Source organism: Zetaproteobacteria bacterium (assembly GCA_003696765.1).
Classification (GTDB): domain Bacteria; phylum Pseudomonadota; class Zetaproteobacteria; order Mariprofundales; family J009; genus RFFX01.
In genome coordinates this window covers 29,547-53,356 of sequence record RFFX01000002.1, presented here as the reverse complement: position 1 = coordinate 53,356, position 23,810 = coordinate 29,547, and the positions used below count along the sequence as shown (strand labels likewise).

At 68.2% G+C, this 23,810-nt stretch carries 24 protein-coding genes; 13 read left to right on the top strand and 11 right to left on the bottom strand.

Going from position 1 to position 23,810, the window contains the following annotated elements:
* Positions 1 to 152: 152 nt before the first annotated feature.
* A complete protein-coding gene (locus D6682_00280; GenBank protein ID RMH53060.1) occupies positions 153 to 1,265 on the top strand; it encodes a hypothetical protein in 1,113 nt (370 codons plus the stop codon).
* Positions 1,266 to 1,275: 10 nt separating this feature from the next.
* On the opposite strand, the gene D6682_00275 is transcribed toward D6682_00280, so the two are convergent.
* From D6682_00275 to D6682_00240, 8 genes are all read right to left on the bottom strand, one after another.
* Positions 1,276 to 1,887, bottom strand: coding sequence for a hypothetical protein (locus D6682_00275; protein ID RMH53059.1), 612 nt, complete (start codon positions 1,885 to 1,887; stop codon positions 1,276 to 1,278).
* 248 nt (positions 1,888 to 2,135) lie between these two features.
* Positions 2,136 to 2,984, bottom strand: a complete 849-nt coding sequence (locus D6682_00270; GenBank protein ID RMH53058.1) for a hypothetical protein — start codon at positions 2,982 to 2,984, stop codon at positions 2,136 to 2,138.
* Positions 2,985 to 3,034: 50 nt separating this feature from the next.
* A complete protein-coding gene (locus D6682_00265) occupies positions 3,035 to 3,670 on the bottom strand; it encodes a uracil-DNA glycosylase (protein ID RMH53076.1) in 636 nt (211 codons plus the stop codon).
* Between the two features lie 5 nt (positions 3,671 to 3,675).
* Positions 3,676 to 4,257: an RdgB/HAM1 family non-canonical purine NTP pyrophosphatase gene (gene rdgB, locus D6682_00260; GenBank protein ID RMH53057.1), complete on the bottom strand. Its 582-nt coding sequence runs from the start codon at positions 4,255 to 4,257 to the stop codon at positions 3,676 to 3,678.
* 5 nt (positions 4,258 to 4,262) lie between these two features.
* On the bottom strand, positions 4,263 to 4,949 hold the full coding sequence (locus D6682_00255) for a ribonuclease PH (GenBank protein ID RMH53075.1): 687 nt from the start codon (positions 4,947 to 4,949) through the stop codon (positions 4,263 to 4,265).
* Positions 4,950 to 4,978: 29 nt separating this feature from the next.
* Positions 4,979 to 5,725, bottom strand: coding sequence for a DsbC family protein (locus tag D6682_00250; protein RMH53056.1), 747 nt, complete (start codon positions 5,723 to 5,725; stop codon positions 4,979 to 4,981).
* A 24-nt stretch (positions 5,726 to 5,749) separates the two neighbouring features.
* Positions 5,750 to 6,643: an MBL fold metallo-hydrolase gene (locus D6682_00245; GenBank protein ID RMH53055.1), complete on the bottom strand. Its 894-nt coding sequence runs from the start codon at positions 6,641 to 6,643 to the stop codon at positions 5,750 to 5,752.
* Between the two features lie 63 nt (positions 6,644 to 6,706).
* Positions 6,707 to 7,765 carry an HDOD domain-containing protein gene (locus D6682_00240; protein ID RMH53054.1) on the bottom strand — a complete coding sequence of 353 codons (1,059 nt, stop codon included), beginning with the start codon at positions 7,763 to 7,765 and terminating at the stop codon, positions 6,707 to 6,709.
* A 134-nt stretch (positions 7,766 to 7,899) separates the two neighbouring features.
* On the opposite strand from D6682_00240, the gene D6682_00235 reads away from it, so the two are divergent.
* The 12 genes from D6682_00235 (at position 7,900) to D6682_00180 (ending at position 20,464) form a co-directional block, all read left to right on the top strand.
* Positions 7,900 to 8,580: an ATP-binding cassette domain-containing protein gene (locus D6682_00235; GenBank protein ID RMH53053.1), complete on the top strand. Its 681-nt coding sequence runs from the start codon at positions 7,900 to 7,902 to the stop codon at positions 8,578 to 8,580.
* 105 nt (positions 8,581 to 8,685) lie between these two features.
* Positions 8,686 to 9,531, top strand: coding sequence for an FtsX-like permease family protein (locus D6682_00230; GenBank protein ID RMH53052.1), 846 nt, complete (start codon positions 8,686 to 8,688; stop codon positions 9,529 to 9,531).
* A gap of 245 nt (positions 9,532 to 9,776) precedes the next feature.
* Complete coding sequence (locus tag D6682_00225; GenBank protein RMH53051.1) at positions 9,777 to 10,931, top strand: deoxyguanosinetriphosphate triphosphohydrolase; 1,155 nt, start codon at positions 9,777 to 9,779, stop codon at positions 10,929 to 10,931.
* A 145-nt stretch (positions 10,932 to 11,076) separates the two neighbouring features.
* Entirely contained in the window at positions 11,077 to 12,063 is a 987-nt protein-coding gene (locus tag D6682_00220; protein RMH53050.1) for a murein peptide amidase A, read from the top strand.
* An 82-nt stretch (positions 12,064 to 12,145) separates the two neighbouring features.
* Positions 12,146 to 12,412: an RNA-binding protein gene (locus D6682_00215; protein ID RMH53074.1), complete on the top strand. Its 267-nt coding sequence runs from the start codon at positions 12,146 to 12,148 to the stop codon at positions 12,410 to 12,412.
* Positions 12,413 to 12,738: 326 nt separating this feature from the next.
* Positions 12,739 to 14,583 (top strand): DNA mismatch repair endonuclease MutL, encoded by a 1,845-nt coding sequence (mutL, locus tag D6682_00210; protein RMH53049.1) that lies wholly within the window; start codon positions 12,739 to 12,741, stop codon positions 14,581 to 14,583.
* Entirely contained in the window at positions 14,529 to 15,638 is a 1,110-nt protein-coding gene (locus tag D6682_00205; GenBank protein RMH53048.1) for a hypothetical protein, read from the top strand. Before mutL ends, D6682_00205 begins: the two co-directional genes overlap by 55 nt.
* Positions 15,639 to 15,698: 60 nt before the next feature.
* The gene (gene miaA / locus D6682_00200; protein RMH53047.1) at positions 15,699 to 16,607 is read left to right on the top strand and encodes a tRNA (adenosine(37)-N6)-dimethylallyltransferase MiaA; all 909 of its coding nucleotides are present in this window, start codon (positions 15,699 to 15,701) and stop codon (positions 16,605 to 16,607) included.
* Entirely contained in the window at positions 16,604 to 17,902 is a 1,299-nt protein-coding gene (gene hflX, locus D6682_00195) for a GTPase HflX (GenBank protein ID RMH53046.1), read from the top strand. The genes miaA and hflX overlap by 4 nt, the downstream gene beginning before the upstream one ends.
* The gene (locus D6682_00190; protein RMH53045.1) at positions 17,698 to 18,495 is read left to right on the top strand and encodes a CPBP family intramembrane metalloprotease; all 798 of its coding nucleotides are present in this window, start codon (positions 17,698 to 17,700) and stop codon (positions 18,493 to 18,495) included. The genes hflX and D6682_00190 overlap by 205 nt, the downstream gene beginning before the upstream one ends.
* 72 nt (positions 18,496 to 18,567) lie before the next feature.
* Positions 18,568 to 19,458, top strand: a complete 891-nt coding sequence (locus D6682_00185; GenBank protein RMH53044.1) for a Tim44 domain-containing protein — start codon at positions 18,568 to 18,570, stop codon at positions 19,456 to 19,458.
* A 166-nt stretch (positions 19,459 to 19,624) separates the two neighbouring features.
* Positions 19,625 to 20,464, top strand: a complete 840-nt coding sequence (locus D6682_00180; protein RMH53073.1) for a sigma-70 family RNA polymerase sigma factor — start codon at positions 19,625 to 19,627, stop codon at positions 20,462 to 20,464.
* A gap of 126 nt (positions 20,465 to 20,590) precedes the next feature.
* Here the strand turns inward: D6682_00180 and D6682_00175 are convergent, their stop codons facing one another.
* From D6682_00175 to D6682_00165, 3 genes are read right to left on the bottom strand one after another with little or no spacing between them, the layout of a single operon-like run.
* Positions 20,591 to 20,965 carry a hypothetical protein gene (locus D6682_00175; GenBank protein ID RMH53072.1) on the bottom strand — a complete coding sequence of 125 codons (375 nt, stop codon included), beginning with the start codon at positions 20,963 to 20,965 and terminating at the stop codon, positions 20,591 to 20,593.
* 20 nt (positions 20,966 to 20,985) lie between these two features.
* Positions 20,986 to 22,395, bottom strand: a complete 1,410-nt coding sequence (locus tag D6682_00170; protein ID RMH53043.1) for a sigma-54-dependent Fis family transcriptional regulator — start codon at positions 22,393 to 22,395, stop codon at positions 20,986 to 20,988.
* On the bottom strand, positions 22,385 to 23,779 hold the full coding sequence (locus D6682_00165) for an ATP-binding protein (protein RMH53042.1): 1,395 nt from the start codon (positions 23,777 to 23,779) through the stop codon (positions 22,385 to 22,387). The genes D6682_00170 and D6682_00165 overlap by 11 nt, the downstream gene beginning before the upstream one ends.
* Positions 23,780 to 23,810: the final 31 nt, after the last annotated feature.

The window sequence follows — 23,810 nt, the reverse complement described above, 5'->3', positions numbered from 1 at the left end:
TCGCTTCTGACATATTCGTGCGAAACGTGAGCTTGCGAATACAACTACTTATTTTATAGGTGGAACTAAGATATGCTCTTCGATCCCCGTCAAGCAAAAAGTCCACGGACGGACTTTTTGCGATTCGATCAAACATGAAACAAATGCCATGGATGCTGCCAGCGCTGCTCATCCTCGCCGGATGCGCCGATCGGCCGCTGCACCTGATCAACGCGTTCGGTGACAAGGAGTTGTGCCAGCCGAAGCCCCGTGCGAGCATCATCGGCGCCATCCTTCCCGGTCGAGTACCGGAGGAGTGCACCCGCGCACTGGCCGAGGCCGGCTATCTGCCGCGGGAGGAGGCCGGCACCATCCCGCTGGCCCTGGAGATGCGCGACGGCGAGCTGGTCGTCGCCCGCATTCCCGACAAGGCGCTGGAGCAGCAGCCTGATCTCGATCCCGGCGACCGGCTGATCGCCGTCGACGGCAAACCGGTCCCCACCATCCAGGCGGCCCGGGCACTGCTGTTCGGCCGGACGGGCACCACCGCCCTGCTCCGCTTCGACCACAACGGCACCCCGCTTGAGGTGACGATGGTGCGCCGGGCGATGCTCCCGCCACAGCCGCCCCGCACCTCGTCACGCCATCGGGATCCCTACAGCGCCGCCGGCAGAGATCGACCAACCACCGCCAGCACCTCCCATCACCCAAAACACCCTCCAGCGACGCCGGAAAAGAAACGCGGACACACGCACCGAAGCCATCCCGGACCAATCCAACAGATCCGCGCCTTCTTCCACCGGATCACCCGATTCGGGGCCGCGCCGCAACAGAAACAGGAACGGGACCGCAAGGCTTCTGCGGCCGCCCGGGAGGAGAAGGAAGGGAAGAGCCCTCCGGCGGTGCAGGCCGAGTCCGCCGCCACGGTGGGGGATTCCTACGCATCCATCGGGCCGAAGGGGGGGAAGGCACCCACCCCACCGCGTCCCAGCGGGGGCACCGCCCCCTCGGCGCCATCCCCGACGGTGAGCGGCGCGCAAACCGCCTTGCCCCATCCGCCGCCGCTGATCATCGCCGGCGATCAGGTCTGCCGCAGGCGCAAACGGTTCATCGACGTCGCTCTGGTCCGAACGGTGCGCCCGCCGAGGGTGGAGGTGGAGATCGACCACATCCAACTCATCCACCCGCCCTACACCGAGTTCCGCCACTTCGGCAGAGAGCGGCTGTGGAGCAGGCTAGCCGAGTGGCAACCCTGCGCCGGCGATCCGCCCTACTTCCTGCGCTGATCGAGGGACGTCACGCCTTGTCCCCGGGCAGCTCCTCCGGCTTGCGGAAATCGATCCTGGCGCGGGCGTTGTGCTCCTGGATCTCCCGCTCGCGCTGCGCGACCATGGCCAGATACTCGCCGCGGACGAAATAGTTCCGGCCGGTCGCCGCCACCTTCTTGGCATAGGCGCCGATCACCGGTGAGGTCAGTTTCATCTCGGTCACGTTGCGATTGCGCTCATCATTGATCTGACGCAGATCGGCAAGATCCCGGTGCCACGCCCTCGGCTTGTACTGCAGGATGATCCCCGCCGGCACCATGACCAGGGCGACGGGAATGGTGTAGAACGACAGCCCGACGATGATCATGCCGTTCATCGCGGTGGCGTAACCCTGAAAGTGGAAGGCGTGGCCGGCGGCGGAGATGGCCAACATCAACACCCCGCTCATGATCACCGTGTTGCTCACCGACCGATCGTTGTGCACCTGGAAGATGATGCAGGCGACCACGGTGACGATCGGGATCAGGTAGAGGGTGAAGATGTAGAAGAGGTGGAGCCATTTGAGCCGACTCTCGATCGCCGCCCGCATCTGCTTGATCCCGGCATGGCTCGGAGGGGCATCCTGCAACGAAAACCGCATCGCTCCACCACTCCCGTTGAACCGTCATCATCCCACCGCCGGCAAGCCGCGCGCCTGGTGCCGAATCCTGCCGTTGTTCCGGGTGGTTGCCAAAACATGACGGTTTCGCAAGAAACCATCATCGCGACCATGGAGGGTCGCGCAAATCCGGAGGTTGCGCATGCAACCGATGGATTTGTAAGCGGATCGAAGACCACGCTCTTCGATTCCCGTGAAGCCAACACGTTCACGGACGGAGGTTTTGCGATTCAATCGAAACCACCCCGCGATCCCGGCCGGGCGGCCATGCCGAGCAGCTCCTCCTCCCCGCCGATCCCCCCACCCTCCCCCAAGGGGTCCCGCCGCGGCCACAACCTGCCCCTCCCCGGGAAGAAACAGAGGCGACCGCCGCCGGCCAGCAACAGCCGACGCGGCACCCTCCCTCCCGGCAGCAGCCCGGCCACCTCCTCGGCCCGCCCGACCAGCCAGCGATCGGCGCGCACACCACCCGTGGCGGCGATGGTGAGGCCCGGCGCGACCGCCCCTTCCGCCGCCCCGGCCGGATCGGGGCTCCACGCCCCCCACAGCCAGATACCGTGGACCGGCACGCTGCCCGCACGGGGGATTCCATCCTGGTGGAGTGCCATCTCCACCTCGGTCATCAACCGCATCCACGCCCCCCCGTCCGCGCCCGGAGGAGGACGGTCGGGCAGCCCCTCCTCCTCGATCTGCGGCCACGGCGCCGGCGCCACCTGCCAACAGCGGTCGCAGCCGAGCAGCAGCATCCCCTCCGGCCCGGCGACAAGCCGCATGCCGAGATCGTCGAAGAGCGGTGCAAGCCGCGCGATCAGGGCCGCGCCATCCGCCGCGCGCCAGTCAAGCCGGGGCCAGGGCAACAGCCGCACCCGATCGCGCACGGTCTGGCCGTGCCACGGCGTCGCCACCCACCACTGGGCCATCGCCGGCAGGTCGGGGCATGCGGCGGCCAGCAGCCGCGCCGGAGCCACACCGACAAGCAGCGCGGCCAGCGAGAGCGGATCGTGCGGCCGACCGCGCAACCAGCGGCTGCGGCGCCAGCGCAACCGACGGCGCCAACCGGCCAGCGCCGGATGGAGCATCCAGCCCTGCCGCTGCGGCAGGATGGCATCGCTGACCGCGACCAGATCGATCAGGCTGGCGGCTCCAATGCCTGGGCGACCACCGCGCGAAAGGCCTCCTCGGTCAGCCGCCCGGTCTGGGTGTTGTAGCGCGAGCAGTGGTAGCTGTCGATCAGCCTGCGACCATCGGGAAGACTGTGCGCCGCGCCGTGGGCGAAGCGGCGGGAAGCAAGCGGCAGGCGACAGGCGCGCAGCACCGCCTGATGGGCGACCAGTCCGAGCGCGAGCAGGTTGCACGACGCCGGCAACCCGGCGATCTCCGCCGCCAGAAAGGGGTTGCACTGCCGGATCTCGGCGGCAACAGGCCGGTTCTTCGGCGGCAGACACTTGACCGCGTTGGTGATGCGCACCCCGTCCAGCCGCAGCCCGTCTTCCGCAGAGCGTGACTCCGGCGCCGAGGCGACCCCCAGCCGATGGAGGGTCCGGTAGAGCAGGATGCCGGCATAATCGCCGGTGAAGGGGCGCCCGGTACGGTTGGCGCCGTGCATGCCGGGGGCGAGGCCGACGATCAGCAGCCGCGGGGTCGGATCGCCGAAGGGCGGCACCGGCGCGCAGAAGTAGTCGGGATAATCGCCCTTCACCTGGTCGAGCAAGGCGGCCAGCCGCGGGCAGCGGCGGCAGCCACCATCGAATGCTACAGCCGGCAGCCTGATCAACCGCCGCGCAGCTTGTCGGCCAGCGCGCGCAGCGCCCGGCCGCGATGGGAGACCCGCGCCTTCTCCTCCGCCGTCGCCCGGGCGAAACTGCAACCAAGCTCCGGCGAAAAGAAGAGAGGATCGTAGCCGAAGCCCCCGGGGCCATCCGGCCGGGTCAGGATGGTGCCGACCGTCTCTCCCTCGGCGGTCAGCGGCGGGCGGTCGCCGGCGAAGGCGAGGTGGAGCGCGCAGACGAAACGGGCGCGACGGTCGGCGACGCCGTCAAGCGCGGCCAGCAACCGGGCATTGTTGGCCGCGTCATCCCCCTCGATCCCGGCATAGCGGCTGGAGCGGACGCCGGGAGCTCCGCCGAGCGCATCGACGCAGAGGCCGGAGTCATCGGCCAGCGCCGGCATGGCATTGGCGGCGGCGAAGGCGCGCGCCTTCTTTGCGGCATTCTCCGCGAAGGTGGCGCCATCCTCCTCCACAGGCACGAAGCAGGTCGCCTCCGCCGGCACCACGGCAACGCCAATGCTGGAGAGGATCGCCTCCATCTCGCGTCGTTTCTTCGGATTGTTGCTGGCGATGACCAGCCGCACGGGAATCAAACCGCCAGCGCCTCGCGCTGGGCGGTGACCAGCTGGGCGATGCCGCGCGCAGCCAGCTCCTTGAGCTCCTCGATGCGCGCCCAGGGCAGCGCCCGCCCCTCGGCCGTCGCCTGCAGCTCGACCACGCCGCCCTCGGCGGTCATGACGAAGTTGGCATCCATCTCCGCCCGCGCATCCTCCTCGTAGGCAAGATCGAGCAGGCTTACGCCATCCACCACGCCGCAACTGACCGCCGCCACCTGCCCGACCACCGCATCCTGCGCGATCATTCCATCGGCCAACAGCCGGGAGACCGCCTGACGCAGCGCCAGCCAGCCGCCGGTGATCGCCGCCGTGCGGGTGCCGCCGTCGGCCTGGAGCACGTCGCAATCGATGATGACGGTGCGTGGCCCCAGCCGTTCGAGATCGATCACCGCGCGCAGCGACCGGCCGATCAGCCGCTGGATCTCCATCGTCCGGCCGCTCGCCTTGCCCCGGCTCACCTCACGCCGGTTCCGCGTGTGGGTGGCGCGCGGCAGCATGCCGTACTCCGCCGTCACCCACCCCTGCTCGCTCGGGCGCAGGAAGGATGGCTGCGTCTCCTCGACCGAGGCGGTACAGATCAGCCGCGTACCGCCGAAGGCGATCAGCACCGACCCTTCGGCGTAGGGATTGATCCCCGCCTCGATCGTCACCGGCCGCATGGCGTCGGCCGCGCGACCGTCGGCCCGGCTCACCGCGCCAGCCAACGCTTGAGCTCCCGCGCCGTCTTGAGCCCGGCGAACATGCGACCGTCACCGGCGATCAGCGTGGGGGTGCCGGTCACCCCGATGCGGGTGCCCAGCGCACGCAGCCTTGCGATCGGCGTCTTGCAGCTTCCCGCCGGCAGATCGCGGTCATGCAGCATGATCTCGACCATCGCCTTGTAGCGGTCCCTGGCGCACCAGATCGCCCGTGCATGGGCCTCGGCATGCTTGTGGATCCGGGTCAGCGGAAAGAGGAAGTGGTAGACCTTGATGCCGTGCATCCCCTGCAGCTCGCGCTCCAGCCTGCGGCAGAAGGGGCAGTCCGGATCGGTGAAGACGGCCAGCGGCACCCCGTCGGGATCGCCGGAGACGACGGCCAACTCCAGCGGAAGCTGATGGAAGTCGATCCGGTTGATCTCCTGCAACCGCGCGGCGGTGAGATCGCGCCGGTTGCTGGTGTCGAAGATGTGGCCGCCGACGATCAGATGGGCTCCCGTGGCATCCGCATAATAGATGTTGCGGCCGGAGATCACCTCGTAGAGGCCCGCGATCGGCGCCCGGTGCACCGCATCGATGCGCAGCCCGCGGATATTCTTGCGCAACAGCTCCACGCTCTTCTCCGGCACATCCGCCTTTTCCCCCGCCGGCGCGGCGGCAGCGATCGGCGCCGGTGCTGGCGCCAGCAGCACCAACAGCAGCACGACCGGCATCACACTCCATCCAACCCTCTTCATGTCATGGCCTCCCCTTGTATGGATTCACCACTCCAGCTCCAGCCCCTCGCGGGCCAACTGAAAACGCTGCCGCTCATCGGCGGTGCAGTCGCAACGGTCGAGCGCCTCGGCGCAGACCTGCTCCAGGGCGTCGTCGCTGCGCGTCGGCTCATGGTGGGTGAAGAAGAGCCGACCGACATCGAGGTCCCGAGCCATGGCGATGCTGGAGTCGAAGGTGCCGTGCCCCCATCCCTCCTTGCCGGAACGGTACTCCTCCGGCGTGTAGGAGGAGTCGGCGATCAACACGTCGACCCCGCGCATCACCTCATAGATGAAGCGGTTGCGCTCGTTGAGCACCGACTGGTAGATCTCGTAGCTCTCGTCCTCCTCGTCGTAGATGTTGACCGGAGGCTCGTGGTCTCCGGTAAAGAAGAGCGACTTGCCGTTGCATTCGATGCGGTAGCCCAGGTCGATCACCGGGTGGTTCATCACCACCGGCGTGATGGTGGCGTCGGCGATGGTGAAGGGCTCGCGCTGGTTGATGGTGTGGAAGCCGGGCTTGCTCTTCAGCTCCACCTCACGCACCGGGAAATAGCTGTACTGCAACTGCACCGAGAGCGTCTCGCCGATGTTCTTCTGCGTGACCGGGTCGTAGGCGCCGTAGATCTCCAGCCGGTTGCCGGGGATGAACTGCGGGATGAAGAAGGGGAGCCCCTGGATGTGGTCCCAGTGGGTGTGGCTGATCAACACGTGGGCGGTCACCGGCAATTCGGCCAGCAGGCTGAGCGATAGCGGATGCAGCCCCGTACCGCCATCGAGGATGATCACCTGGCCGTCGTCGGTGCGCACCTCGATGCAGGTGGTGTTGCCGCCGTAACGCACCGTGGAGGGGCCCGGCGTGGCGATCGAGCCGCGCACGCCCCAGAACTTCAACTTCATGGCTCCATCAACCTCCCCGACGCCGCATCTCTGCCGGCCCCCGGAGGGCCGGAGCGGATCAGATCAGGCGGCCAGCGCCTTGGCGTCCTCGTATTCTTCGTGGATATCCCCCACCCAACGGTCGATCATCTCCAGCGTGCGGTTGCCGAAGGTCTTGATCGCCTGCTCCGGCAGATCCTCCGGAACGAACGGATTGCCGCCGTCGCCGATCCGCCGCACCTTGCTCAGGATGTTGGCCACCACCACGCAATCGAGCAGCACCCCGCCGCCGTGGCGCTTGCGATGGTGCTCGCGCATGCAGCAGGTGAGGTGCTCGGGCAGCCCCCATTCATCGCCCAGTATGCCGCCCACCTGGGCATGGTCGATCCCCAGCAGCTTGCGTTCGACCAGATGGAGCGGGCAGCGGTGTTTGCGGGCGAGGGCGATCGCACGAACGAAGGTATCGGTATAGCTGCGCATGAAGACCAGCTTGCCGAAGTCGTGCACCAGACCGGCGACGAAGAACTCGGTCGGATCGTACTGGTGCTTCTCCTTGATCTTGAGCCCCAACCGGCGGGCGATCACCGCCGTGGCCAGGGAGTGGTGCAGGAAGTCGTTGGTGTTGAAGCCGCCGGCGCCGCGGGTGGAGAGGATCCCCACCGCGGCGATGCCGACGGCGAGGTTCTTCACCGTGTTCAAACCGAGGTAGGCCACCGCATGGTTGGCCGAGGTGAGCTTGCGCGGCAGGCAGTAGAAGGAGGAGTTGACCATCTGCAACACCTTCACCGTCACCACCGGATCGCGCTCGATCACCCGCACCAGCTGCTTGGCCGAACAGTTGATGTCCGAGGCGAGCTCGATGATCTTGTGCACGCTCTCGGGGAAGGCGGGCATCGACTTGACCGCTTGGATCAACCGCTCCTGCGACGGCTGCGTCCGCGGCCGCTCCGCCACCGACTCCTCGGACTCCGTGACCATCGGTGGCACCCTACCCACGAGCGGCGGCGCGCGCCAGCGTTGATCGGAATCACAACCGCTCATCCGCGGACCTGTCGGCCCGAGGGCGCCATCCGCCGCCATTCGCGCCGCGCGCACCATTCCACTATCGTTGGCACCGTGGAGGATGGTTTCGCGAGAAACCATCCTCCACGACCAGGACGGTCGCGCAAATCCGAAGCTTGCGGGCGAAAGCGAAGGATCTGTAAGGCAATCGAAGACCGCGCTCTTCGATTGCCGTCAAGCAACAAGTCCACGGACGGACTTGTTGCGATTCGACCATGAAGCACGCTCCGATCATCGAAATGGAGCGGGTGCTCACCCGCTATCCCGGTGGCCGCATCGCGCTGGGCGGGGTCTCCCTCTCGGTCGATCGCGGTGCGTTTCTCTTCCTCATCGGAGAGAGCGGTGCCGGCAAATCGACCCTGCTCTCCCTGCTCTACGGCGCGCTGCGCCCTGCCGCCGGACGGCTCATCGTCGCCGGATGCGACCTGCGCAGGGCCGGGGAGCGGACGATCCGCGCCCTCCGCCGTCAGTGCGGCATCATCTTCCAGGACCACCGGCTCCTCTTCGGTCGGACCGTCTTCGAGAACGTCGCCCTGCCGCTGCGGGTGATCGGCCACCCCGTGGAGCGCATCACCGCCCATGTGGAGCGGGCGCTCGACTTCGTCGGCCTTGCCGATGCCATGTACAGCTATCCGGAGACCCTCTCCGGCGGCGAACAGCAGCGGGTGGCCATCGCCCGGGCGATGGTGCGGCGACCGAAGCTGATCCTGGCCGACGAACCGACGGGCAACCTCGACCATGAGACCGCCCGTCGGGTCACCGGCTACCTGGTGGAGCTGCAGAGGCAAGGCAGCACCGTGATCATGGCCACGCACGACCTTCAGCTGCTGCGCGACTTCCCCGGCCGGGTGGTCACCCTGCATGCCGGTGCGGTGGTGGAGGATCGGCATGGCTGATGGTTTCGCAGGCAGGCGACTGTTTTGTGAGGCGATCGAAAACCGCGATCTTCGATTCCCGTCAAGCAACAAGTCCACGGACGGATTTTTTGCGATTCCATCATCGTGACCGACCGTGAATCGCCCCGCATCCGCCTGCCCGGCGGCTGGAGCCTGCCCCCCTTCGGCCAGGCGCAGTGGCTCGCCCTGCTGGTAGTGGCCATCGCCATGTGGGCGGTGGCCGCGCTCTGGACAGGGGTGCAGACGGTACTCCTCTGGGCAGGATCACTGCGCCCCGTGGTCCATCTCTACCTGCCCCGCGACGAAGCGGCGCGGCTGGCGCCGCTGCTCGCCGCCCTGCGCCGGGTCGATGGGCTGGGGGAGCCCCGCCGGATCGAGGCGCGCGAAACCCGCGCCTGGCTTGCGCGGTGGTTGGGCGGCGCACCGGTGGAGGGGCTGCACCGGATGCTGCCGCTGACCGTCCGGGCCGCGGTGCGCAGCCAGCGGCCGTTCCTGATCGACGACCTGCGCGATGTCGCCGCCCGGTTCCACGCCAGGCTCAACGACGAGGAGCTCACCCTGCTGACGGCGCGCCGCAAGCTGCTGTTGGCCCGCCGCATCCTGATCGGGGTCGCCCTGCTGATGATGTGTGGCATGGCGCTGATCGTCACCAACACCCTGCGGCTGTCGCTGCTCGCTCGTGAAAACGAAATCGCGTTGATGCGGCTGCTCGGCGCCGAGGAGTGGTTCGTCCGCCTCCCCTACCTGCTGGAGGGGGGGCTGATCGGCGGCGGCGCAGGGCTGCTCGCCGCACTGCTGCAATGGCCGCTGCTCGCCGCACTGCGCAGGTTGGGCATGACCCCACCGCCATACGCCACACTGGTCGGACCGATTCTGCTCGGCGGTATCGCCGTCGGCCTGGCCGGCGCGACGATCGCCATCCGCACACGCACGCGGAGGCCCTCCCGATAGCCTTCGCAATCCACGAACGGACGTGCTTTTCGATTCCCGCCCAAGCAAAACATCCACGGATGGTATGTTTTGCGATGCAAACCGATGCCGGCCTCGCTGCAAGCCGGCATTCGCGGCCAGGACGGCCGCGCAAATCCTAAGCTTGCGGATGCAAGCGAAGGATTTGTAAGGGAATCGAAAACCACGCTTTTCGATTCCCGCCCAAGCAAAACATCCACGGACGGATGTTTTGCGATGCAAACAAAATGAACCGATACGAGGAGCATCTCGCCCCCTTCGCCTGCCGTTCGGCACTCTCGCGCGGCAGACGCCACCCCGAGCCCGAGCAGGAGGGGCGCAACATCTTCCAGCGCGACCGCGACCGCATCATCCACTCCACCGCCTTCCGCCGGCTGGAGTACAAGACCCAGGTCTTCGTCAACCACGAAGGCGACCACTACCGCACCCGGCTGACCCACTCGATCGAGGTGGCCCAGATCGCCCGCTCCATCTGCCGCGCGCTCGATCTGCAGGAGGATCTCGCCGAGTCGGTGGCCCTGGCCCACGACCTCGGCCATACCCCCTTCGGCCACTCGGGGCAGGATGCGCTCAACGAGGTGATGGCCCCCTACGGCGGCTTCGAGCACAACCGGCAGTCGCTGCGCATCGTCACCGAGCTGGAGCGGCGCTACGCCGCCTTCCCCGGGCTCAACCTGAGCTACGAGACGCTGGAGGGGATGATCAAACACTCCTCCCACTACGACCGGGCGCCGGATGGCGCCGCGCGCGACTTCCATCCCGAGGAGCAGCCGACGCTGGAGGCACAGATCGGCAACCTCGCCGACGAGATCGCCTACAACAACCACGATGTCGACGACGGCCTGCGCGCCGGCATCCTGACCATCGAGGGGCTGCGCCGGACCACCCTCTTCCGCCGCAGCCACGACGCCGCACTCGCCGTCTGCGTCGGCGGCTGCAGCGAGCGGGTGGTGGTCCACGAGACGGTGCGCCGCATGATCAACCATCTGATCACCGACGTGATCAGACAGACGCGGGCCAACCTGAAGCAGGCGGGGGTCACCTCGCTGGAGGATGTGCGCCGCGCCCCCGAACCACTGGTCGCCTTCTCCCCGGAAGTGACGGCCTGGGGGCGCGAACTCAAGGAGTATCTCCACCACAACATGTACCACCACTATCGGGTGGCCCGCATGTCGCACAAGGCGACCCGGGTGATCCAGGAGCTGTTCCACGCCTACTTCGAACACCCGATGATGCTTCCGCCGGGCCCCGCCGCCCGCATCCCGCCCGACGCCGACGACCGGCTGCGGGCGCGGGTGATCGCCGACTACATCGCCGGCATGACCGACCGCTACGCGCTCGACGAGCACGATCGGCTGTTCGCCACCCACTGTCCGACATGATGCTTTCGCTGGAAACCATCATTGCGGCATTGGTGCGCCACACCAATGCCAACATTGATGCAAAACTAGATCAAACCGTTACAACTTACTGTGTTACAATAATATTTATATGTTGCCCATTCGATCACCATCGAGCAGAAACAGCATGAACGGAGTGGTTGCGATTCGCCCCGGCACAACCCGGTCGGGAAGAGCGCTCCTGTCACTGGCCGCCCTGCTGCTCCCACTCTGCGCCCAGGGCGGCGCCTACACCATCCCCGCACGGGACAGCGCTGAGCGGCAGTGCCACCGCATCGGCCACAAGCTCGGCAGCGTCTCCATCCGGGAGTGCCTGCGTGCCGGTCTGGTCGACAGCGGCGCCCGTTCGGCCAACGGTCAGGCCATCCTCATCCGCCGCTTCCCCCCACCGGCCGGACGCCGACCGAAGGCGCGGGTGCTGCTGATCGGCGGCATCCACGGCGACGAGTTCTCCTCGGTGAGCATCGTCTTCAAATGGATGCGCATCATCAAGCGGCACCACACCGGCCTGTTTCACTGGCACATCATCCCGCTGGCCAACCCCGACGGCCTGTTGCGCCGCCACAGCCGACGGGTCAACGGCCACGGCGTCGACCTCAACCGCAACTTCCCCACCAGGGGGTGGAGCGAGCAGAGCCGCCGCTACTGGATCCGCCGCACCCACCGCGATCCCCGACGCTATCCCGGACCCGCAGCGGCCAGCGAGCCGGAGACCCGCGCGCTCATGGAGGAGATCGCCCGCTTTCAGCCCGATGTGATCATCTCGGTACACGCCCCCTACGGCATCCTCGACTTCGACGGCCCGCCGGATGCTCCCCGCCGTTTCGGCTATCTGCACAGCCGGCTGCTCGGCACCTACCCCGGTTCGCTGGGCAACTACGCCGGTGTCGAGCGCCACATCCCGGTGGTGACCATGGAGCTGCCCTACGCCGGCATCATGCCCCCCCCTCGGGAGATCCACCGCATGTGGCGCGACATGGTCCGCTGGATTCGGCGCAACATCCCGCGCGCCGACACCCTGCGCTTCCGCGCACGTCAGCACGATCGGCCGGCCGGCCGCACCCCGCGCGTGCAATCCCGCACCGACATGGCTACGGTTCGCCCAACCGCTTGATGCGGCGATGGTCCGGCCCCTGCGGCAGCGGCTGCGGTGACGGGCGAATATATCGAGGAATCTGTCTGTACGATCTGTCATGTTGAATATCTATGTGGGCAACCTGCCCTACTCCGTAAACGAAAGTGAGCTGCACGAGCTCTTCGCCGAGTTCGGCGACGTCTCCAGCGCGCACGTCATCAGCGACCGGGAGACCGGCCGCTCCCGAGGCTTCGGCTTCGTCGAGATGCACAACGCCGAGGATGGCCGTCGGGCCATCGAGGCGCTCGACGGCAGTGATCTGAACGGCCGCAACCTTCGGGTCAACGAGGCCAAGCCGCGCGAGGAGCGCCCGCGCCGCCGCTTCTGACGCCGACACCGCACAGAGATCGCTTCCGCGGCCGTAGGGGCGCCCCCTGCCGCGAAGCCCGATGGCGACGCACCCGTTGGGAGGGGGCCGCACTCCTCCCGGCGGGTGCGTCGTTGCATCTGCCCCCGGCGCATCCCCCATCCCGGCCCGACCCTCACAGCAACGTTCCAACGACGATGGTTTCGCAAGAAACCATCATCTGTGATCGAATCGCAAAAAGTCCGTCCATGGACTTTTTGCTTGACGGGCAATCGAAGAGCGCGCTCTTCGATTGCCTTGCAAATCAAGCGCATGTATAAACAAGTGATCGATTTGTAATCGGATCGATGAGCAGCGCTCCGACGATCGAGCTCCTGCCGCCGCTGGTCGCCAACCGCATCGCCGCAGGCGAGGTGGTGGAGCGCCCCGCATCGGTGGTCAAAGAGCTGGTGGAAAACAGCATCGACGCCGGCGCCACCTCCGTGGTGATCGAGGTGGAGGCGGCCGGCCGGCGGCTGATCGCAGTCGACGACGACGGCGACGGCATGCATCCGATCGACGCCGAGCGGGCGCTGCTGCGCCACGCCACCAGCAAGATCCGACGGGCCGAGGATCTGCAGCAGATCGCCAGCCACGGCTTTCGCGGTGAGGCGCTCCCGTCGATCGCCTCGGTCGGTCGGCTTCGGCTGCATACCTGCCCGCGCGGCGGCGGCGAGGGAAGCGAGGTTCGGGTCGACGATCAGGGAAACAGCCACCTCCGCCCCGCCGCCGCCCGCCGCGGCACCCGCGTCGAGGTGCGCGACCTCTTTCGCAACACCCCTGCCCGCCTGCGCTTCCTGCGCAGCAAGCGGACCGAAGAGGCGGCGATCGTGGAGCACGTCCGCGCCCTCGCCCTGGCCCATCCCTCCCTGGCCATCACCCTGCGGCTCGACGGCCGCACCCGGATCGAATACCGGTCCGAGGAGGAGGATCGGCGCGTCGCCTCCGTCCTCGGCGACGATTTCGCCCGCAACAGCCACCACCAGAGCCACACCCACCGGGGCGTGCGGATCGACGCATGGCTCGGCCTGCCCACCCTGCACCACCGGGACGGCAGCCGTATCTGGCTTCTGGTCAACGGCAGGGCGATCCGCGACCGGATGCTGCTGGCCGCCCTGCGTGCCGCCTACCGCGACGTGCTGTTCCACGACCGCTATCCGATCGCGGTGATCCAGATCCACATCGACCCCGCGCTGGTCGATGTCAACGTCCATCCGGCCAAGCGGGAGGTGCGCTTCTCCGACCCCGCCACGGTACGCGCCGCACTGATCGGCTGCGTCCACGCCGCGCTCGAGCGGATGGGGCGGCGCGGCAGCGACACCACCGCACAGGCGGCGCTCGCGGCGATGCGTCCGTCCGCAGCCCCTGTGTCGGAGCACCCCGCGCCCCATCACACCACCCCCCGGCCGCAGCAGAGGCCGGGATCCTCAGGCGGGCTCGGGCGACTGCTCTTCTCCCCGCCGTCCACCGCCTCCCCCGCTCCCGTCGACGAGGTGCGGGAGGTACCTGCAGCCTCCCCCGGCAACGCCCCTTGCGCCGATGGAGAGGCGGACCTCGGCGGGGAGGAGGAGTGCGACTTCGGGCTGCCGCTGGCCCAAATCCACCGACGCTACCTGTTGACCCAGGTCACCGACGGCATCCTGCTTATCGACCAGCACGCCGCCCATGAGCGGATCCGCTACGAACGGTTCAAGGCGCAGATGCGGCAGGCATCGGTGACGAGCCAGCAGCTGCTCACCCCCGTGCGGTGGCAACCACAGCCGGAGCTCGCCGCCTGGCTGCACGACCACCCGGACGCCCTTGCCCCCTTCGGCATCGGGCTGCGCGCCGTCGACGACGTCTGCTTCGTCATCGACCGCATCCCCTCGCTGCTCGGCCATCTTCCCCCGGAAGAGCTGGCGGAAGAGGTCGCCTCCGCCCTTCGGTTGGGCAACGAGGAGGACCGGTTGGGCGCCGCCCTGGAGCGACTGCTCGCCGACCGCGCATGCAAGCGGGCGATCACCTCCGGCCAGATGCTCGACCATGAGGCGCAGCGCGCCCTGTTGCAGGAGATGGCCCGCTGCCCCAACATCGCCCAGTGCAACCACGGACGACCGACATGGATCAAACTCACCTTGGACGACCTCGACCGCCTCTTCGGGAGGAAGGGATGACGGCTGCGCAAGAAGCCGGCATCCGCGGCCAGGAGGGCCGCGCAAATCCGGAGGTGGCAAATGCAACCGACGGATTTGTAAGGGGATCGAAGACCACGCTCTTCGATCCCCGTCAAGCAAGAAGCCCATGGAGGGGCTTTGTGCGATTCCATCAAAGGATGACGGTTGCCTGCGTACCCGTCATCGCGGCTGTCGCAGTCGCGGCGCTCCTGCTGACCGGCGGCTGCACCAAACCGGTCGCCATCCAGCCCGCACCGGAGGAGCGTGCCGTCGCCATCGCCCGGGGCACGACCGTGACGAAGCCTGCTCCCGCGGACCGGATCCAAAAGGAAGGGGGCGTCGCCCCCACCCGACGAGCGGCGGAACGCGCAGCGGCGCCGAGGAGTGTGTCGCTGATCCCCGACTTCGCCTCGCTGCACAACAGCGCGCGGCGCAAGCAGGCCTTCTTCGACTGGCTGCAGCCGATCATCGAACGGGAGAACCGCCGCATCATGGAGCAGCGCAAACAACTGCTGCGCATGCGCGACCGCGAGCTCGACCGCCACGACCGACGGGTACTCCGTCGGCTGGCCCGGGAGTACGGGCTAGCCGGGCGCAAATACTCCGAGCGCCATCTGATCGAGCGGCTGCTGGTCCGGGTCGACCGCATCCCCCCCGAGCTGGTCGCCGCCCAGGCGGCGATCGAATCGGCCTGGGGGACCTCCCGTTTCGCCCGGGAGGGAAACAACCTCTTCGGGGAATGGTGCCACCACAAGGGGTGCGGCATGGTTCCCAGACGGCGCAACGCCAACGCGCACCACGAGGTGCGCCGTTTCGCCTCGCCCGCGCAATCGGTACGCGCCTACATGCATAACATCAATACCCGCAAGGAGTACCGCCTGCTCAGACGGCTGCGCGCCAAGGAGCGGCAGCTGTTGCAGCCGCTCTCCGGCTATGAGCTGGCGCTGGGGCTGCGCAGCTATTCCGAACGGGGCATGGCCTACGTGCGCCAGGTGCGCCACCTGATCGCCACCCACCGCACCCTCTTCGCCGGCCTGCAACACCGGGCGGATTGAGCGGGGCACGACACGAGCCACGCAACGCGGCGCGGCGGCATGCCGCCGTACGGGCGACGGTTGTCCCGCTATAGCGCCGTCGCCCTGGTGGGGGCCACCGGCAGCGGCAAGTCGGCACTGGCCATGCGGCTCGATCCACCACCCGCGCTGATCATCGCCTGCGACTCGATGCAGCTCTACCGCGGGCTGGACATCGGCACCGCCAAACCGACCCGTGCCGAACGGACGCGCATCCCCCACGCCATGATCGACGTGCTCCAGCTGCCGCAGACCGGCGATGCCGCCTGGTGGGCTGCGCGCTGCCGGGAGCTGATCGGCGCATGCAACGCCCGCGGCGTGATCCCCCTGATCGTCGGCGGCACCGGCCTCTACCTGCGCGCACTGCTGCAGGGTCTGGCCGAGATCCCGCCAGAGCGCCCGGAGATCCGGCGGCGGTTGGAGGCGATCGCCGCACGACGCGGCATCGCCTGGCTGCACCACATGTTGCGTCGCCTCGATCCGGAGAGCGCCGCCCGCCTGGCCGGGCGGGACCGCCAGCGCATCCTGCGGGCGCTCGCCGTCCGGCTGAGCAGCGGGCAACCGCTCTCCGAATGGCAGCGCCGACCCGCGTCGCCCTTCCCGCTCCACTGCCCCGTCTTCGTGCTGGAGGTGCCGCGCCCGCAGCTCTACCCGAAGCTGGAGCAGCGTTTCCACGCCATGATCGCACAGGGGTGGATCGAGGAGGTGCGCTGGCTCGCCTCGCTCGGTCTCGACCGCGGCCACCCGGCGATGCGGGCGGTCGGCTACCGCCAGCTGCTGCAACACATCCGCGGGGCGCTGCCGTTGGAGGAGGCAATCGCCGCCGGCATCACCGCCACCCGGCGCTACGCCAAACGGCAACAGACCTGGTTCCGCCACCAGCATCCCGGCGCGATCCACGGCGATGGGGCCACCCTCAAGCCGATGATCGAGCAGGCGCTGCACCGGTGAGTGAAGCCCATCGGGAAGGAGAGGCGGCACTCAGCCTCCATCCGCGCACCGGCCGCGAGGAGCGGGAGCACCACGCCGAGGCGCGACGGCGGGAGTTCGACCGGTTGATCGAGAGCGCCGGCTGCCGTCCGGTCGTCTCTCGCTCCATGCTCCTGCGCACCCTCCATCCCGCCACCCTGTTCGGCGCGGGGCAGGTGGCGTCGATCGGGGCGGAGGTGACCCGACACGGCGCCACCGTCGCCTTCGTCGACCACCCGCTCACCCCCGTCCAGCAGCGCAACCTCGAACGGGCATGGAACTGCAAGGTGGTCGACCGCACCGGGCTGATCCTCGAGATCTTCGCCGCCCGGGCGCGCACCCGCGAGGGGGTGCTGCAGGTGCAACTGGCCAGCCTCAACTACCAGGTGAGCCGGCTGGTCCGCTCCTGGACCCACCTGGAGCGGCAGCGCGGCGGCTACGGCTTCATGGGCGGGCCGGGCGAGCGGCAGATCGAACTCGACCGCCGCATGATCCGTCGCCAGATCAAGAAACTGCACACGGAGCTGGCACGGGTACGCACCCGACGCGCCACCCAGCGGGCTGGGCGCCGACGCAAGGCGCTTCCGGTGGTGGCGTTGGTCGGCTACACCAACGCCGGCAAATCGACGCTGTTCAACCGGCTAACCGCCGCATCGGTCCACGCCGATGATCAACTCTTCGCCACGCTCGACCCCACCCTGCGCCAGGCCGACCTCGGCGACGGCGCGGCGGTCATCCTCTCCGATACGGTCGGCTTCGTGCAGGCATTGCCGCACGAACTGATCGACGCCTTCCACGCCACGCTGGAGGAGGTGACCCAGGCCGACCTGATCCTTCATGTGCGCGACATCGCCGATCGGGAGAGCCTGCGGCAGAAGGAGGTGGTCGAGGAGACGCTCCATCGCCTCTTTCCCGACGATGCGGCGATCCCGCCGGTGGTCGAGCTGCTCAACAAGTGCGATCTGACCCCGCAGGTGACCGGTGCGATCCACGAAGCGGAAAACGGCGGTCGCATCGCCATCTCCGCCGCAACCGGTGCGGGGATCGATCGGCTGCGGGCCTTCCTGCGCGATTGGGTCCGCCGCCGCTGGGTCGAACGGACCCTGACCATTCCGGCCGCCGACGGAGCGGCCATCGCCTGGTGCCACCGCCATGGCAGGGTGTTGGAGATCGCCCACCAGCGGGAATATTGCCTCCTGCGCTGCCTGCTTCCGCCGCAGACGCCGCTGCCGAAAGGGGTCACGGCCCGACGCACCGCCGAGCGGACGCCGCGGTGACCCCCGGCCACCGCCCCTCCGGGCAGTTGCCGATCTGGACTGGGGTGCTGCTGATCGAGGCCGGGGGGCAACTACTGCCACACATCACCACCGGCACCCTGCTGCTGATCCGTTGTGCCCAGCTCTGCTGGGTCGGCGCCCTGCTCATCCGACAGCGCGCCCTCCCCGGTCTTGGGCTGATCTCCCCCGATCGCGCGCAGTGGCGGCTGCTCGCCGGCACCGCCGCCGTCGCAGGAGCGATCGTCCTCGCCCTGCTGCGGTCGGGCACACTCGATGGCTGGCCGCGGCCGGTCGCCGATCCGGCCGGTGTGGTGCTGACGCTGCTGGTCGCCCCACTGCTGGAGGAGCTGCTCTTCCGCGGCCTGCTCTACCCGCTGTTGAGAGGGGTGTTCGGTCGATGGCCTGCGATCGTCGCCGACGCGCTCCTCTTCGCCCTGGCCCACGGCCATCTGCCCTCCCCGCAACTGATCGGCGGCCTGCTCTTCGCCTGGATCTACGCCCATAGCGGCAACCTCTGGCTGCCGATCATGCTGCATGCCGCAGCCAACGCAGCCGTGCTGCTGCTCGCCTCCGACCACTTCAGCTTCCGTTAAGGTTGCCCGCGCAGCATCGCACCCGACACTCAGCCGGGAAAACCGGCACACCCGCAACGAGGAGGCCGGACCATGACGCGCCTGTTCCTGTTCACCATCGCCGCGGTCACGATCTTCTCCCTGTGGCCGGTCGACCACGCCGATGCGCGCCGCTTCGGCGGCGGCTCATCCTTCGGCATCCACCATCGCGCATTCCCGCACGCCCACGCCCGCCGACCGATGGCCGCCCCCCGCCCCCTCGCCCGCGACAACCCGCGCCCGCGCAGCGGCTGGATGGGGGCCATCGCCGGCCTGGCCATGGGCGGACTGCTCGGCGCCCTGCTGTTCGGCGGCGCCTTCCACGGCATCAACCTGTTCGACCTCCTGATCATCGGCGCGATCATCCTCGCCGTCTCGTGGTGGTTCCGCCGCCAGGCGAGAGCGTTCGCCTGGCAGCAGCAGACCACCGCACAACCCGGCCATGAGGCCCCCTTCGCCAGTGGCAACCACGCCTACATCGACAACCGGGCGATGGAGGAGCCCCCCATGACCGGGGGCGTCGCCGCACCACCGCACGAGGCACGACCGGAGATCGAGGTCGGCCCGTTCCTCGACGCCGCCCGCACCATCTTCGTGCGCATGCAGCAGGCGTGGGACCGCGGCGACCTCGATGAGATCCGCCGCTTCTGCCGTCCCGAGTTTGCCAATGAGATCGCACGTCAGCTGGAGGATTCCCGCGGCCTGCGTCACGAGACCGAAACGGTCACCGTCGATGCCGAACTGCTGGAGAGCTGGCAGGAGGCGGGACACGAATGGGCGGCGGTCCGCTTTACCGCGCTGATGCGCGAGCGCACCATCGATGCCCGTGGCGGTACGACACTCGAGGAATCCAACGGACGGGTGGAGGAGGTCTGGACCTTCTGCCACGAGGCGGGCAGCAACGATCCCACCTGGTATCTGGCCGGGATCGCCCAGACCTCTTGACCTCCGCCCCGGACGACCCTATAATGGAGACGCAAAGCGTCCGGCCGCGGACCGTCGCCCGACAGAGCGCGAAGTGGGCGGCCCCTCCGGCCGCAAGGAGCAAGGGGAGCGCCAGGAGATGGCCGGGCCCGGCAACACCAAGCAACAAGGAGGGAATCTGGAGTCTATGGCAACATTGCCCGTCGAGTTGAGCAGCATCGCCCTGTTCCGCCGCGACATCCGTCGCATCGAGCGGCTCTCCCGCGAGGAGGAGATCCGGCTTGCCCGCCGCTGGCGTGACCACCGCGATGCCGAGGCGGCCCGCCGTCTGGTCACCGCCAACCTCTACTCGGTGGATGCCATCGCCCGTGAGTACCGCCACTTCGGCCTGCCGGAGATGGACCTGATCCAGGAGGGGGTGCTCGGCTTGATGCACGCCGTCAAACGCTTCGACCCCGAGCGCGGCTTCCGGCTGGTCACCTACGCATCGTGGTGGATCCGCGCGGCGATCCACGACTACATCCTGCGCTCCTGGAGTATCGTCAAGCTGGGCACCAACAAACTTCAGCGGCGGATCTTCGCCGGGCTGAAGAAGGCGCGCAACGCCATCGCCGCGGTCGACGGCACCGACTGCGACGAGGTGGCCAGTGAGTTCGGTATCGACGCCCACCGCTATCAGGAGACGGCCAACGCCTACCTCAAGCGCGACCTGTCGCTCGACGGCGATGCCGACGGCAGCGCCATGCTCGACGCCCTGCCGGCCGACGACCCCACGCCGGAGGACTACGTCGAGGAGCATGAGTGGATGCGCTACCGCCACGCCAGCCTCGAGCAGGCGATGCAGAGCCTCTCCCCGCGGGATCGGATGATCATCCGCCAGCGCCACCTGACCGACACGCCGGCCACACTGAAGGACCTGGCCGAGGAGTTCGGCATCTCCGTCGAGCGGGTGCGGCAGCTCGAAGCGCGGGCGATGAAGAAGCTGCGCGCCCAGCTCTCCACCGCCCTCTGCCCGGTGGAGACGTAGTCCGCCTCCCGCCGACTCCCCCCGAGGGACGAAGACGGGCGCACCGACGCCCTCGACCTCCCACCGCCATCGACGACACCCCCAAAGAGAGCCGCCCGTGAGCGGATCCGCTCCCTGCTGTGGCGGTCAGGGCGGCGGTTCGATCACATAGAGCGACACACGCGCCGACTGCAGAGGGTTGGCGTTGTCGATCACCACCATCAGGTCATCCTTGCCGCCGCGGTTGTCGAACGCCGCCTGGAAGAGGTGGTTCTGGATACGGTAGCTGCGCCGGCGCACCTCCAGCCGCTCCGCCTCACCCTGCACCCGCAGCACCCGGAAGGTGAGCGGTCCGAGCGAATCGGAGACCACCGTCACCTCGTAGCTGCCGCGTCGATCGGGCAGGTCGAAGAACTCGCGCATGCTCTTGAAGGGGGGAATCACCACGTCGCGGTAGTAGAGGTACTCGCTCGCCTCCGTCGGATGGGCGGGAAGAGCCAGCAACAACACCGGCAGGAGCAGCAGCCAGGTCGGCAGGCGTATCACGGCTTCGCCCCCGGCCGGATGGAGAACTTCTCGCACTGGTAGCGCATGCGGTCCTTGGCGCTGTCGCCATAGCCCAACCACTGGCCGGCCTTGATCTTCACCCCGTTGTGCAGCGCCAGCGCATGCTCGATCAGCATCCGCTCGAAGCGGGCGACCAGCTTGTCGGCATCGATCCCCGACCGGGGCAACCGTTCGATCCACTGCGCGAGCAGATCCACCCCCTCGCCGCCGTGGGGGCCGTGCAACGGCGGCAGCGTATCGATCTCGGGGCCGTCGGCCAGCACCACCGCCCGCTCGATGATGTTCTCCAACTCACGCACATTGCCCGGCCAGTCGTATTCGGCCATCTGGCGCAGCGCCCGGGCACCGAACCGCTCCACCTCCTTGCCGCACTCCAGCGCCTTGCGCTGCAGGATGTGGTCGGCCAAGGCCGGCAGATCCTCGAGATGGGCGCGTAACGGCGGCACCTCGATCTCCACCACGTGGATGCGGAAGTAGAGGTCGTCGCGGAAGAGGCCGTCGCGCACCAGCCGATCGAGCGCCTTGCGCGTCGAGCAGATCAGCCGGACATCGGTGTGGATGGTCGCCTCGCCCCCCACCCGGCAGAGCTCGCCGTGCTCGAGCACGCGCAGCAGCTTCACCTGGGTGGAGAGCGGCAGGTTGGCCACCTCGTCGAGGTAGAGCGTGCCGCCGGAGGCGCGCTCGAACCAGCCCAGCTTGCGCCGGTCGGCACCAGGGAAGGCCCCCTTCTCGTGACCGAACAGCTCCAGCTCCAGATGCTCCACACGGATCGCAGCACAGTTGATCGCCACGAACGGGCCGTTGCTACGCAGGCTTCTGGCATGCAACTGTCGGGCGACCAGCTCCTTGCCGGTACCGGTCTCACCACGGATCAGCACCGTCGAGGGCATCGGCGCCACCGAATCGATCATCGCGCGCAGCCGGCACATGGCCGGTGAATCGCCGAGGATCTCCTGTTCCATGCGCCGCTGAAGCGCGTGGTGCAGCGCCTGCTCGCGCAGCCTGGTATGGAGCGCCTCCATCGCCCGCGCCACCGCCTCATGCACGTCCTCGGGCTGGAACGGCTTGGCGAAGAAGCCCGCCGCCCCCAGCTGCTGCGCCCGACGGGCGATCTCGTGGGCGTCGTGGCCGGTGATGACGATCACGGTCAGATCGGGATTGGTCTCGCGAAGCGTGGCCAGATAGCCCAACCCCACCTCGGGGTTGTCCGGCTCCGGCGGCAGGGCGAGATCGAGCAGCACCAGATCGATGCGCTGGTTGCCCAGCACCTCCTCGGCCGCTTCGAGATCGCCCGCCTCGAACACCGCATACTCCCGCTTGAGCAGCAGCTTGAGGTTGAGTCGGTTGATGTCGTTGTCGTCGATGATCAGGATGTTATGGCGCATCGTCGCCCTCCTTGCGCTCCGCCGCCTGCCGCCAGATCGGCAGCCGTACGGTAAAGCAGGCACCCGCCCCCTCCCCGGCGGAGTCGGCCGTGATCGTGCCGCCGTGCAGCCGGACGATACGCCGGCTCAGGTAGAGGCCGATCCCGAGCCCGTGCTCCTTGCTGGTGGAGAAGAGCTCGAACAGCCGGTGGCGCAGGTAGTGGGCGCTCATGCCGATGCCATCATCACGCACCGTCGCCTCGACCATATCGCCATCGGCACGCAGGGTCAGCCAGATCCGCCCCTGCTTGTTCACCGCCTGCACCGCGTTGTCGAACAGGTTCTCGAAGACGCTGAAGAGCAGATCGGGATCGGCGTGGATCAGCGGCACCGGCTGGAGATCGCAGAAGATCCGCACCCCCTCCGGCCAGAGGCGCGCCTCCACCTCGCGTTGCAACTGCCGGCGCAGATCGACCGGCTTCCGCTTGAGGGTCAACGGCGCGTTGGGATCGGTCATCCGCTGCATCAGGGTCTGCATGCGGCCGCTCACCTTGCGCACGGCGACGACCAGCGCCTGGATCTCCTCGGGATCGAGCGCACCCGACTCCAGGTGGTGGGCGAGAAACTCGAGGTCGTGGATGCGATTCTTCAGGTCGTGCGACTGCAGTTGCGCCGCCACCCGGGCGATGGAGTCGAGGCGTGCGGCCTGCGCCTGCTGCTGGGAGAGCCGGGCATGCTCGAGCGAGGTGGCGGCGAAGCGCGCCAGACTCTCCAGCCCGTTGCGTTCGGCCTCGTCCAGCGGCAAGAAATCGGTCCGCGGACCGAAGTGGAGCCATGAGGTGCCGCCGTGCGCGGTCGGAATGGCCACCGCCGCCACATAGGGAGGCTGAACGACCCCGTCGGCGGCAGGCGGCGGTGCCTCTTTCGGCTGGCAGAAACAGCGCCGCCCGCCGTCGGCGGTGGATTCGTCGAGCGCCACCGGGCTGCGCGAGCAGACCGTCGCGATCCGTTCGAGCAGCGACCGCTCGACATTCTCCGGCGGCAGCTGAGCCAGGTCGCCCGCGCCGAGCTGCCGGATCGCGGCCAGCGAGTCGAGCCGTTCGGGGAAGAGACGCTGGTCGATGCGGTCGTGGAGGAAACGGACGATGGGAGAGAAGTAGAAGGCGGTCACCAGCGCGGCGACCACCACCGACCACGGCGAGAGCGACACGCCGCTGACTGCGTAGATCAGCGATTCGGCGATCATCAACATGGCGATGAAAATGACGAAGCCGACGCAGCCGGCCAGGAAGTAGGCGGCGGAGTGGAGCAGCCGGTAGGAGGAGTGGAGCAGCCGCCGCCGCACACGCCAGCGCCGCCGGTGGATCCCGTCCTCCCCGCTCAGAGACAACGATCCAGCCCCCATCCGTGGGCCGGAGGCGCCCGGTTTGCCGCCG